Raw genomic sequence first — 12746 nt, forward strand, 5'->3', positions numbered from 1 at the left:
CCTGCGCCCCGACATCGCGTCAAAGCCTTAACATACCGGAAACATAGCCTAAGGGATATGGGCGGCGGGCCCTATTCGTCGCGCGAGATCTTTTCGTGGCGTTCGTGGCGTTCCTGCGCCTCGACCGTCATCGTTGCGATGGGCCGCGCTTCCAGCCGGGCGAGGCTGATCGGCTCGCCGCTGACTTCGCAATATCCGTATTCGCCCTCTTCGATGCGGCGAACCGCGGCGTCGATCTTGCTGATGAGCTTGCGCTGGCGATCGCGGGTGCGCAACTCGATCGACCAGTCGGTTTCGCTCGACGCCCGATCGGTCAGGTCCGATTCGCGCAGCGAGTCGAGCTGAAGCTGGGACAGCGTGCCCTGCGCTTCCAGCAGGATGGCTTCCTTCCAGTCGATCAGCTTGTTGCGAAAATAGGTCTGCTGCCGCGGGTTCATGAACGGCTCATCGGGCGACGGCCGATAGCCATCGTCATTGGCCGCTCGTCGGCCAGTGGAAAGGACGTCTGCGCGATCAAGAACCGTCGCCATATCGTTCTCCCTTGGGCCCGGTGGCACGGTTGGTTCCGTATCGCCTGAGCCGCCCCCTTATGATGCTGGGCCTATAGATGCACAAAACCCGCGTCACAAGCGACAGCCCTGCTGTTCCGTACCGTTTCGGATGGAATGTTGCGCCAATATCACGTCGGGCTTTTCACATGATAATTTCGGCCGCCGTTACGGTACGGAACCATGCCATCAGGCGTCGGCGATCGCCTTTTCGATATCAGGTACGGGATGTCCGGTCAGGTCTTTCGCCAATTCGCCGGTGATACGGTTGCTGACTTCCTTGTGATAATGCTTGCGCAGTTCACCGAGCGTCTTCGGTGGCGCGATCACGATCAGGCGCTCGAATTCGTTACCAAGCGCACGGCGCTTCAGCAGGTCTGCCGCGCTGGCGGCGAAGCGATCCTCCTCGATCTGATGTGCGTCGGCCCGCCCCATCGAACTCTGCGAGGCACCTTGCGGGGACGATGCACGTCCGGCGTCGTCCGTCGTCTGCTCGCGATCGGCAGGGTTCGTCTGTTCCTCGGCATGTTCGACGACCAGATTGGGATTTTGCGCATCCCCCTCGTTGCGGAGGAACAGCATCTTGCGACCATCAGCGACGAGGACGACGGCGTCATGGGGAAGCTGCAAGGGGTGTCTCCTTCATGGTGGTTGCGCCCGGGATAACGCGCCGCCCGCGGCACGGGTTGCGCCGCCCCGCCCCTGTCGTCATAGCCCGTCGCCATGCACGACATCCGCCTGATCCGCGAGAATCCCGCAGCCTTCGACGCCGGGCTCGCCCGGCGCGGGCTCCCCCCCCGATCCATCGACCTGATCGCGCTGGACGAACGTCGACGCACGACGATCGCCGCCGCGCAGGACGCACAGACCCGCCGCAACGACCTGTCGAAGCAGATTGGCCAGGCCAAGGCTACCAAGGACGATGCACGGGCCACGGCGTTGATGGCCGAGGTGGCGGCCCTGAAAGCCAGGCTGCCGGAACTGGAACAGGATGAGCGGACGATGGGGGTGGAACTGGATGCGGCACTCGCCGCGATCCCGAACCTGCCTGCCCATGACGTGCCCGAGGGGGCCGACGAGGACGACAACAGATTGGTCCATGAACGCGGCAAGAAACCCAGTTTCGGCTTTCCCGACATTCGCGAGCACGACGCGATCGGCCCGGCGCTGGGTATGGATTTCGAGACGGGGATTGCGATCGCGGGCGCCCGGTTCACGATGCTGCGCGGCCCGGTCGCCCGGCTGAACCGTGCGCTGGGCCAGTTCATGCTCGACCGGCTGGTGGCGGACTATGGCTATGAAGAAGTCGCGCCGCCGGTGCTGGTTCGCGAGGAAGCGTTGTTCGGCACCGGGCAGTTGCCCAAATTCGCCGAGGATCTGTTCCGCACCACCGACGACCGCTGGCTGATCCCGACCGCCGAGGTATCGCTGACCAACATCGTGCGCGAGCGGGTGCTGGCCGAGGGCGAATTGCCGCTGCGTTTCGCCGCACTGACCCCCTGTTTCCGGTCGGAAGCCGGCGCGGCGGGGCGGGATACGCGCGGGCTGATCCGCCAGCATCAGTTCGACAAGGTCGAGATGGTGTCCATCGTCACCCCCGACGCCTCCGACGACGAGCATGAGCGGATGACCAGTGCCGCCGAAGGCGCGCTGGAGGCGCTGGGCCTGCCCTATCGGCGGATGCTGCTGTGTACCGGCGATATGGGCTTCTCCGCCGCGCGCACCTATGATCTCGAAGTTTGGTTGCCGGGTCAGGGCCGGTATCGCGAGATTTCCAGCTGCTCGACCTGCACCGATTTCCAGGCGCGGCGGATGAATGCCCGGTTCCGCGCGGAAGGCGGCAAGCCGCAGTTCGTGCATACGCTGAACGGCTCGGGCCTCGCGGTCGGCCGCACGCTGGTGGCGGTGATCGAGAATTACCAGCAGGAGGACGGGTCGGTCGCGGTGCCGACGGTGCTCCAGCCCTATCTGGGCGGGCTGACGATGCTGGAGCGGCCGCGCTGATGCGTATCCTGGTCACCAACGACGATGGCTATCATGCGCCGGGCCTGACGGTGGCGGAGCGGATCGCGGCGGCCTTTTCCGACGATGTCTGGGTCGTCGCGCCAGCCGAGGAACAGTCGGGGGCGGGCCATTCGCTGACGCTGACCCGGCCGCTGCGCCTGCGCCGGTTCGGGGAAAAGCGCTTTGCCGTATCCGGCACGCCGACCGACGCCGTGATGATGGCGGTCGCCAAGATCATGAAGGATACGCCGCCCGACCTGATCCTGTCGGGTGTCAACCGCGGCGCCAATCTGGCGGAGGACGTGACCTATTCGGGTACCGTCTCCGCCGCGATGGAAGGGGCATTAGCGGGCATCCGCTCGATCGCGCTCAGCCAGGTCTACAGTCGTGAGGGGATGGGCGATGCCGTGCCTTTCTCGGTCGCAGAGGCATGGGGCGAGCGGGTGCTGCGCCCCTTGATCGAGGCGCCGCTGGCACCACGGTCGTTAGTCAACGTCAACTTCCCCGCCGTGCCGGCGGATCGGGTGAAGGGGGTGAAGGTGGTGGCACAGGGCCTGCGCGATTACGGTCGACTGCGGATCGTGACCAACACCGATCCGCGCGGCTATGACTATCACTGGTTCGCGCTGGGGCAGATGGAGCAGGTGGCCGCACCGGACACCGATCTGGCGGCGGTATCGGACGGCTATGTCGCGGTCACGCCGCTTCACCTCGACCTGACGCATGGGGCGTCGCTGGCGATGCTGGCCCGGGCCTACGGATAAGATGCGGGCAGCGGCGATCGGGGTGGGGATGGCGCTGGCGCTGGCCGGCTGCATTCCCGCTGTCGATCCGCCGCCCCGCCCCATGGGGCCTGCCGGTCAGGAGCCGCCCGCCCCCATCGACGATGATCGCCCCGCGCGCGGTGTGGTCGACGTGCCTGCCCCCCGCCCCGCCCGGCCATCGTGGGAGACGCGCCCGGTCGCGGCGGACGCGCAGGACGTGGCCGAGTCCACCGTCGTCGTTCGCCGTGGCGAGGGATTGCGCGCGGTGGCGGACCGGACCGGTGCGAGCGTCGACGCGATCGCGCGGGCCAACGGCATCGCCCCCCCTTATGTGATCCGGGTAGGGCAGCGGCTGACGGTGCCAGCCGGGCGTTATCACCTCGTCCGCCCCGGCCAGAGCGGGATTGCCATCGCCCGCGCGTACGGCGTGCCATGGCCGCGCATCGTGACCGCCAACGCGCTGGCCGAACCCTATCTGTTGAATGCCGGACAGCGTGTGCTGATCCCCGGCGACGAGCCGGCCGGCCCCAGTCGTGCGGCGGAACGGGCGGCGGCATTCCGGCTCGACGTGGACAGCATCCTGACCGGGGGCGAGCCGGCGCTGGCGGCGAATCAGGCCCCGACCCGCCCGGTCTCCCGCCCGACCCGGCCACTGCCGTCGAGCGCGGCGGTAGCGCCGCCGGTAAGGCTGGCTGGCGGCGGTTTCGTGTGGCCGGTGCAGGGGCGCGTGGTGAAGCGGTTCGGGCCGGGCGCCAGCGGCGAGCGCAACGACGGGATCAAGATCGCAGTGCCGATCGGTACCTCGGTGGGGTCGGTGGCGGACGGCGTCGTCGCCTATGCCGGCGACGGGATTGCAGCCCTGGGCGGCCTGGTGATCGTCAAGCATGGCGGCGGCTGGACCAGCGTCTATGGCCATGCCTCGCGCCTGCTGGTCAGCCGGGGGCAGAGTGTGAAGCGCGGACAGGCGGTGGCGCTGTCGGGCGATACCGGCTTCGCCGACCGGCCGGAACTGCATTTCGAACTGCGCAAGGGCCGGACCCCGGTCGATCCGCAGACGCAGTTGCCGCAACGCTGACGGGCGGCCGGGGCGGCGGAAAGTCACACCGGAAAGTCACGAAAGTCCCATCCTACAGGGGGTCCGCCGCGCGGTCGTTCCGTCCCGCCACGCACGGCACCCGCCGTCATGTGTCTACATGGCACGACACGCGCCTGTAGGACAGTGACGGGAGCCGTGGGGCTTGCTAACCGGCGGGCATGTCCTACCGGTCCGAGCTTCTCACCATCCTGTCGCAGCGCGGCTATATCCATCAGATGACCGATGCGGTCGCGCTCGACGCGCTGGCCGTGAAGGGCGTGGTGCCCGGCTATATCGGTTTCGATCCGACCGCGCCGTCGCTGCATGTCGGCAGCCTTGTCCAGATCATGCTGCTCCGGCGATTGCAGCAGAGCGGACACAAGCCGATCGTGCTGATGGGCGGCGGCACCGGCAAGATCGGCGATCCCAGTTTCAAGGACGAAGCGCGCAAGCTGCTGGGCGAGGACGGCATCGCCGCCAACGTCGCGTCGATCCGGCGAATCTTCGAACGCTTTCTGACGTTCGGGGACGGGCCGACCGATGCGGTGATGCTGGACAATGCCGAATGGCTCGACGCGCTGGAATATATCCCGTTCCTGCGCGAGGTCGGGCAGCATTTCTCGGTCAACCGGATGCTGTCGTTCGATTCGGTGAAGCTGCGGCTGGACCGCGAACAGTCGCTCAGCTTCCTCGAATTCAACTACATGATCCTGCAAGCTTATGATTTCATGGAGCTTTCTCGCCGCGCGAATTGCCGGTTGCAGATGGGCGGCAGCGACCAGTGGGGCAATATCGTCAACGGCATCGAACTGGCGCGGCGGATGGACGGGACCGAGGTGTTCGGGATCACCACCCCGCTGATCACGACCGCCGACGGCGGCAAGATGGGCAAGACGATGGCGGGTGCGATCTGGCTGCACGAGGACCAGTTGCCGCATTTCGATTACTGGCAGTTCTGGCGCAACACCGACGATCGCGATGTCGGCCGGTTCCTGCGGCTGTTCACCGACCTGCCGCTGGACGAGATCCGCCGGCTGGAAGCCTTGCCCGGTGCGCAGATCAACGAGGCGAAGAAGATCCTGGCCACCGAGGCGACCGCGATGTGCCGCGGGCGCGCCGCGGCCGACGAGGCGGCGGACACCGCGCGTCGCACCTTTGAGGAAGGTCAGGGCGGCGATGCCCTGCCCCGGTTCGCGGTGACGGGCGAAGTGGCGCTGGTCGATGCGCTGCTCGGGTTGGGGTTCGCCAAGTCGCGCGGTGAGGCGCGCCGGCTGATCGCGGGCGGCGGCGCGCGGGTGGCCGGCGAGAAGGTGAGCGACGAGGCCGCGACGATTACGGTCGATGCGGAGCCGGTGAAAGTATCGGCGGGCAAGAAGCATCACGGGCTGCTGGTGCGGGAATAACCGGCGAGACGGAATGATCGGCCGGAAGCAGGCCATCGTCCAGCAGCCACGCCGTCGCTTCCTCGATCGTCATGAAATAGGCGGCGTCGCGATTGGCGGCTGCCCGCTTGATCTGCATCCGCGATAGCGACCGCGCGACGACGAAGGCGATTCGCCGCGACCGGGTGGCCGGATTGGCGAGCATCGTCTGGAACCGGTCGACGCTTTCCTGCGACTGGATGACCATGCCGCGGATGTCGACCAAAGTGAGGTGCTGGTTGGGCAGGCAGCGCAGTTTCAGATGGGCGCGGTCACGCTCGGCGGCGAAGCGCGCAATATCGTCGACCGTGAAAAATCCGGCCATCGTCAGGCAGATCAGGTCACGGGGCGCATCGGCCGTGATGGAAAAGGTCGCGGTCATCCTTATCCCGTAACCGGGCAATATTGCCGATCCGTTTATCATGGTCACGCTACCGGACCGATCGGGGCGTGTGCCGTCCTAACCCTTTCTCAATGCCCGATCCGATAGGACCGATCTGGATCGCACCGTCACGAGACGTCGGCGCGTGACGAGAGGACGGCATGGGTTTGGCGCAACGGTTACCGGACGATGATCGGCGCGAGCCGCGCCAGCCCGTGCTGCACCGGACCCGTGCCGCACAGGCCAATGGGGCGGAAATGCCGGTGGTGGTCGTCAACATCTCGCCCCGCGGTTTCATGGCGCGCAGCGAAGCGCCCCATGAGGCGGGCGATCTGCTGGCGATCCATATGCCGTTGATCGGCGCGCTGGAGGCCGAGGTCCGTTGGTCGCTGGGCGGGCGGATCGGCTGTCGGCTATTGCGGCCGATCGATCCCGCCGATTACGTCCTGATGCTCCAGATCATGATGCGGGGCATGACCGCGCCGTCAGCCTGATCGCAGCAGCGCGACGCCCGCGTCGCGTTCGAACAGATACAGCGCCACCCGCGCCGCCTGCCCGCGCGGGCCCGACAGGCCGCCGTCCCGGTCGATCAACAGCCGGGCATCGTCATGCGCGCATTGCAGCAGGTCCGGCAGCATCTCCGGTGTGGCGAGACGGAAGCCCGCCTCCCCCGACTGGCGGGTGCCGAGCATCTCACCCCCGCCGCGCAGCCGCAGATCCTCTTCCGCGAGCCGGAATCCGTCGTTCGATTCGCGCATCAGGGCAAGGCGCGCGCGGGACGTTTCACTGAGCGCATTGCCGCGCAGCAACAGGCAGATCGACCGCCCGCCGCCGCGCCCCACCCGACCGCGCAACTGGTGAAGCTGGGCAAGGCCGAACCGGTCGGCATGTTCGATCACGATCAGCGTGGCATTGGGCACGTCGACCCCCACTTCGATCACCGTCGTCGCGACCAGCACGCCGGTGCGCGCGCCCGCGAACGCCTCCATCACCGCGTCCTTCTCCGCCGGCTTCATGCGACCATGGATCAGACCGACGCGCTCGCCGAAGCGGGCCGTGAGCGCCTCCGCCCGCGCCTCCGCGGCGGCGAGATCGGATTTCTCGCTCTCCTCGACCAGCGGGCAGACCCAGTAAGCCTGTCCCCCCTCGGACAGGTGTCGGCCGAGCGCGTTCACCACCTCGTCCAGCCGGTCCTCCGACAGGACGCGGGTTTCGATCGGTTCGCGGCCGGGCGGCATCTCGTCGAGGCGGCTGACGTCCATGTCGCCGTACTGCGCCAGCGTCAGCGTGCGCGGGATCGGCGTCGCGGTCATCGCGAGCAGGTGCGGGCTGCGGCCCTTTTCCTGCAACAGCATCCGCTGCGCGACGCCGAAGCGATGCTGTTCGTCGACCACGACCAGCGCGAGGTCGCGGTAGCGGACCGCCTCCTGAAAGATCGCGTGCGTGCCGACCAGCAGGTCGATCGATCCGTCGGCCAGCGCCATCAGCGTCGCCTCCCGCGCGCGGCCCTTGTCGCGGCCGGTCAGCACGCCGATCTCGATCGGCAGGCCGGACAGGGTTCGGCGTAGCGAATCATAATGCTGGCGCGCGAGGATTTCGGTGGGGGCGAGCAATGCGCCCTGCGCCCCCGCCTCGATCGCGACGAGCAGCGCCATCGCGGCGACCAGCGTCTTGCCCGATCCGACATCGCCCTGCAGCAGTCGAAGCATCGGTGCCTCCTGCGCCAGATCGCCCTCGATCTCCGCGACGGTACGGGTCTGCGCGCCGGTAGGGGTATAGGGCAGGCGCAGCAGGTCGCGCAGGCGGCCGTCGCCGGTGAGCGCGCGCCCCTTGCGCTTGCGGGTATCGGCGCGGACCAAAGTCATCGCCAGTTGGCTGGCGAACACCTCGTCATAGGCGAGGCGTTCGCGTGCCTTCGCATCGGCGGGGTCGGCATGGATGCGTTCCAGCGCGGCGCGCCAGTCGGGCCAGTCTCGCTTCGCCTTCAGCGTCGGCTCGATCCATTCGGGCAGATCGGGGGTACGGGCGATCGCCTGTTCGATGAACCCGGCGAGCCGGCGGGAGGTGACTCCTTCCGACAGCGGATAGATCGGCTCGCGGTCGCGCAAGGGGTCGCCGGGATCGGCCAGGTCGGGATGGACGATCTGGAGATCCTGCCCATATTGGTCGAGCCGCCCCGACACGAGCTTCGTCTCGCCGATCGGCAGCAGCTTCTTCGCCCAGCCGGGATGGCCGCCGAAATAGACGAGGCTGACGATGTTGCCGTGCGCGTCCGCCGCCTGCACGCGCGTCGGCGTGCGGCCGTTGCCGTCGCGGATGCTCTGCGGCGTCAGGGGGATCGCGATGATGCGGCCGGCATCGGATGCCATCAGTTCGGTGCGCGGCACCCGGTCGACCCAGCCGGTCGGCAGATGGAAGGCGATGTCGATCACTCGGCGCAGCCCCAGCCGGTCGAGCGGGCGGGCGAGCGCGGGGCCGACGCCCTTGAGCGCGGTGATCTCGGCGAACAGCGGATTGAGGATATCGGGACGCATGACTACATGACCGCCATACACCAGCCGACGGCCGCCGCCAGCGTCCGCCGGCCATATCCCGTTGGAGTTTGGCGCGATGGATCACGACATACGCCTGAAGCGCACCTATTTCCGCGCCTGGCACCGCGGCACGCGCGAGGCCGACCTGATGATCGGCGGATTCTTCGATGCGCACCACGCCGGCTGGTCCGCCACTGAACTCGACTGGTTCGAGGCGCTGCTGGAGGAACAGGACGTCGATATCATGGGCTGGGCGATCGGATCGATCCCCTGCCCGCCCGAATGGGACACGGCGATGATGCAGACGATGCGGTCGCTGGATTTCGTGCCGTTGCCTGAGTGATCTTCTCCCCGGCACCTCCCCGGCGGAGGCCGGGGAGGCAAGCAAGTTGTGCGGTGAAACCCCGTCAGGACGAAGAAAGAACCCGATGCCCGACCTGAAATCGATCCTGACGGCCAAGGCGCCGCTGACGCTGGCGGGGGTGCCGACCGGGTTCCAGCCGTCGCTGCTCGCCGATCTGGCGCGTGCCGCCGGGCGGGTGGTGTTCGTCGCGCCCGACGATGCGGCGATGCGGGCGATCGCCTCGACCGCGCCGTTCTTCGCGCCGGAGCTGGAGGTGGTGACGTTCCCGGCCTGGGACTGCCTGCCCTATGACCGCGCCTCGCCGACCTTGCGCGTCATGGCGGAGCGGGTGGCGGCGCTGTACCGGTTGCAGGGGAAGGCCAAGGGGCCGCAACTGGTGCTGACCACTGCCAATGCGGCGACGCAGCGGGTGCTGACGCCGTTCCGCATCCGGCAACTGGTCGCGACGCTGGCGCCGGGCGAGCGGATCGGCCGCGACGATCTGGCGACGTTGTTGCAGGCCAACGGCTATGTCCGGACCGAGACGGTCCACGATCACGGCGAATATGCGGTGCGCGGCGGGCTGGTCGACCTGTATCCGTCCGGCGAGGAACATGCGCTGCGGCTCGATTTCTTCGGCGACGAGATCGAGAGCGTGCGGACCTTCGATGCCGCCGACCAGCGGACGACGGGGCGGATCGACGGCTTCACGCTGCTGCCCGCGTCGGAGGCGCTGCTGGATGCCGAATCGATCAAGCGGTTCCGCACCCGGTATCGCGAGGCGTTCGGCGCGACCGCGACGGGCGATCCGCTGTATCAGGCGGTGTCGGACGGGCGGCGGCAGGCAGGCATGGAACACTGGCTGCCGCTGTTCGAGGAGAAGCTGGCGACGCTGTTCGACCATATCGGTGAGGCGGTCGTCATCCGCGATGCCTCCGCCGCCGCCGCTGCCGAAGGCCGGTTCGAGGCGATCGCCGACTATTACGAGAACCGGAAGCGCGCCGAGGCCGCACAGCCGGGGAGTTACCGGCCGCTGCCGGCCAAGGCGCTGTACCTCGACCTCGATGCCTGGACGGACGGGATCGCGGGGGCGACCGCGCATCTGACCACGCCGTTCCACGAACCCGAATCGAGCCGGGTGCTGGATTTCGGGGTCGATGGCCCGCGCGATTTCGGCGCGGAGCGGGCGGCGCAGAGCAACGTCTACGAAGCGGTCGTCGCGCATATCGAGAAACTGCGTCGCGACGGGCGCAAGCCGATCCTCGCCAGCTATTCGGCGGGTGCGCGCGACCGGCTCGGCAGCCTGTTGAAAGACCATGGGCTGAAGGGCGCCAAGCACGCGGAGACGTGGCAGGAGGCGCTGGGCATCGCCGACACCACCAAGAGCTTCGGTGTCGGGCTGGTCGTGCTGCCGCTGGACCATGGGTTCACCGCGCCGGGTGTAGCGGTGCTGACCGAACAGGACATGCTGGGCGACCGGCTGATCCGGCGGAACAAGCGCAAGAAATCCGCCGACGCCTTCCTCGCCGAACTGGCGACGCTGTCCCCCGGCGATCTGGTGGTCCACAGCGACCACGGCATCGGCCGGTACGAGGGGCTGACCTCGATCCCGGTGGGCAAGAGTCCGCATGATTGCGTCGCCCTGTCCTATGCCGGCGGCGACAAGCTCTACGTGCCGGTCGAGAATCTGGAGGTCCTGACCCGCTACGGATCGGGTGAGGACGGCGCGGCGCTCGATCGTCTCGGCGGCGAGGCGTGGCAGCGGCGCAAGTCGAAAATGAAGGAGCGCATCCGCGAGATCGCCGGCGAGCTGATCGCGGTGGCGGCGGAGCGCGCGCTCAGGCCGGGCGAGGTCGCGGAACCGGATGCCAGCGGCTATCCGGCGTTCGTCGATCGCTTCCCCTACGATCCCACCGACGATCAGGACCGGGCGATCGACGACGTGCTGGGCGATCTGGCGGCGGGCAAGCCGATGGACCGGCTGATCGTCGGCGATGTCGGCTTCGGCAAGACCGAGGTTGCGCTGCGTGCCGCGTTCGTGGCGGCGATGGGCGGGATGCAGGTGGCGATCGTGTGTCCGACGACTCTGCTCGCCCGCCAGCATTACAATAATTTCTCCGCGCGGTTCGAAGGCTTCCCGATCAAGATCGGGCGGATCAGCCGGCTGGTCGGTACGGCGGAGACGAAAGCCACCAAGGAGGGCACCGCATCGGGCGATCTGGACGTGGTGATCGGCACCCACGCGCTGCTGGCCAAGAACGTCGAGTTCAAGCGGCTAGGGCTGGTCATCGTCGACGAGGAACAGCGGTTCGGCGTGACGCACAAGGAACGGCTGAAGGCGCTGAAGGCCGACGTCCATATGTTGACGCTGACCGCGACGCCGATCCCGCGCACGTTGCAGATGGCGATGTCCGGCCTGCGCGAACTGTCGGTCATCCAGACGCCGCCGGTCGACCGGCTGGCGGTGCGCACCTATGTGATGCCGTGGGACCCGGTGGTGCTGCGCGAGGCGTTGCTGCGCGAACATTATCGCGGCGGCCAGAGCTTCATGGTCACGCCCCGCGTCGCCGACCTGCCCGATATCGAGGAGTTCCTGCGCAACGAGGTGCCGGAAATCCGCTACGTGATCGCGCATGGCCAGATGAGCGCCTCCGAGGTGGAGGAGCGCATGAGCGCCTTCTACGAGAAACGGTTCGAAGTGCTGGTGTCGACCACCATCATCGAAAGCGGGCTGGATATCCCGTCCGCCAACACGATGATCGTCAACCGCGCCGACCGGTTCGGGCTGGCGCAGCTGTACCAGTTGCGCGGGCGGGTCGGTCGGTCGAAGACGCGGGCCTATGCCTATATGGTGACGCCGCCCGAACGGCAGATGACCGAGGCGGCTGACAAGCGGCTGAAGGTGCTGAGCGACCTCGACACGCTGGGCGCCGGGTTCCAACTGGCCAGCCACGATCTGGACATTCGCGGCGCCGGCAACCTGCTGGGCGACGAACAGTCGGGGCATATCAAGGAGGTCGGCTACGAACTCTACCAGTCGATGCTGGAAGAGGCGATCATGGACGCCAAGGCGGGCGGTTTCGCCAGCCGGCCGCGCGATTTCAGCCCCCAGATCACCGTCGACGCGCCGATCCTGATCCCGGAGGATTACGTTCCCGATCTGGACCTGCGGATGGGTCTGTATCGCCGCCTGAACGATGTGGCGGACGCGCGCGAGGTGGAGGCGTTCGCCGCCGAGATGATCGACCGGTTCGGTGCGCTGCCCGATGCGACCGAAAACCTGATCCGCGTCATCGAGATCAAGCTGAACGCCAAGAAGGCGTGCATCGCCAAGATGGATGTCGGTGCGAAGGGCGTGCTGGTGTCGTTCCACGACGACAAGCCGCCCAATGTCGGCGGCCTGATCGCCTATGTCGACCGGCTGGGCGGCGTCGCCAAGCTGCGGCCGGATTCGAAGCTGGTGCTGCAACGCGCCTGGCCCGATGCGAAATCGCGGCTGCACGGCGCGCTGCAATTGTCGAAGGGGCTGGCGAAGGCGATGGCATGACGGTCGGTCGCCGGTCCGCCGTGGATCTGGCGATGTCGATATCCGTCTTTTGATCGTGATACCGCGATCGACTCCCCGGTAGCGGTGCGATACCATCGCCCGGTCAAGACCGGGGGGCGGCATGGCAA

Annotated in this window: 11 protein-coding genes; 7 read left to right on the forward strand and 4 right to left on the reverse strand. The window is 67.5% G+C overall.

Annotated features, from left to right (window positions below):
• Positions 1-71: 71 nt before the first annotated feature.
• Both dksA and ABD719_RS12455 read right to left on the reverse strand, forming a co-directional pair.
• Positions 72-530 carry an RNA polymerase-binding protein DksA gene (gene dksA / locus ABD719_RS12450; RefSeq protein WP_344693704.1) on the reverse strand — a complete coding sequence of 153 codons (459 nt, stop codon included), beginning with the start codon at positions 528-530 and terminating at the stop codon, positions 72-74.
• A 207-nt stretch (positions 531-737) separates the two neighbouring features.
• Complete coding sequence (locus ABD719_RS12455; RefSeq protein ID WP_344693705.1) at positions 738-1178, reverse strand: host attachment family protein; 441 nt, start codon at positions 1176-1178, stop codon at positions 738-740.
• 93 nt (positions 1179-1271) lie between these two features.
• Here ABD719_RS12455 and serS point away from each other — a divergent pair, with 93 nt between their 5' ends.
• The 4 genes from serS (at position 1272) to tyrS (ending at position 5794) form a co-directional block, all read left to right on the forward strand.
• Complete coding sequence (serS, locus tag ABD719_RS12460) at positions 1272-2552, forward strand: serine--tRNA ligase (RefSeq protein WP_344693706.1); 1281 nt, start codon at positions 1272-1274, stop codon at positions 2550-2552.
• Positions 2552-3316 (forward strand): 5'/3'-nucleotidase SurE, encoded by a 765-nt coding sequence (gene surE, locus ABD719_RS12465; RefSeq protein WP_344693707.1) that lies wholly within the window; start codon positions 2552-2554, stop codon positions 3314-3316. The genes serS and surE overlap by 1 nt, the downstream gene beginning before the upstream one ends.
• A 1-nt stretch (position 3317) precedes the next feature.
• Positions 3318-4391 (forward strand): peptidoglycan DD-metalloendopeptidase family protein, encoded by a 1074-nt coding sequence (locus ABD719_RS12470; RefSeq protein ID WP_344693708.1) that lies wholly within the window; start codon positions 3318-3320, stop codon positions 4389-4391.
• 179 nt (positions 4392-4570) lie between these two features.
• Positions 4571-5794: a tyrosine--tRNA ligase gene (gene tyrS, locus ABD719_RS12475; RefSeq protein ID WP_344693709.1), complete on the forward strand. Its 1224-nt coding sequence runs from the start codon at positions 4571-4573 to the stop codon at positions 5792-5794.
• Here the strand turns inward: tyrS and ABD719_RS12480 are convergent.
• The gene (locus ABD719_RS12480) at positions 5724-6194 is read right to left on the reverse strand and encodes a hypothetical protein (protein ID WP_344693710.1); all 471 of its coding nucleotides are present in this window, start codon (positions 6192-6194) and stop codon (positions 5724-5726) included. The two genes, tyrS and ABD719_RS12480, sit on opposite strands and share 71 nt — an antisense overlap.
• A gap of 161 nt (positions 6195-6355) precedes the next feature.
• Between ABD719_RS12480 and ABD719_RS12485 the strand changes: the two genes are divergently transcribed.
• Positions 6356-6688 (forward strand): PilZ domain-containing protein, encoded by a 333-nt coding sequence (locus tag ABD719_RS12485; protein ID WP_344693711.1) that lies wholly within the window; start codon positions 6356-6358, stop codon positions 6686-6688.
• Here the strand turns inward: ABD719_RS12485 and recG are convergent.
• Entirely contained in the window at positions 6680-8728 is a 2049-nt protein-coding gene (gene recG / locus ABD719_RS12490) for an ATP-dependent DNA helicase RecG (protein WP_344693712.1), read from the reverse strand. The genes ABD719_RS12485 and recG overlap by 9 nt on opposite strands.
• A gap of 76 nt (positions 8729-8804) precedes the next feature.
• Here recG and ABD719_RS12495 point away from each other — a divergent pair, with 76 nt between their 5' ends.
• The gene (locus ABD719_RS12495) at positions 8805-9071 is read left to right on the forward strand and encodes an FAD assembly factor SdhE (protein ID WP_344693713.1); all 267 of its coding nucleotides are present in this window, start codon (positions 8805-8807) and stop codon (positions 9069-9071) included.
• A gap of 85 nt (positions 9072-9156) precedes the next feature.
• Positions 9157-12618, forward strand: coding sequence for a transcription-repair coupling factor (mfd, locus tag ABD719_RS12500; RefSeq protein ID WP_344693714.1), 3462 nt, complete (start codon positions 9157-9159; stop codon positions 12616-12618).
• Positions 12619-12746: the final 128 nt, after the last annotated feature.

It is taken from the genome of Sphingomonas cynarae (assembly GCF_039537815.1).
Lineage (GTDB): Bacteria > Pseudomonadota > Alphaproteobacteria > Sphingomonadales > Sphingomonadaceae > Sphingomonas > Sphingomonas cynarae.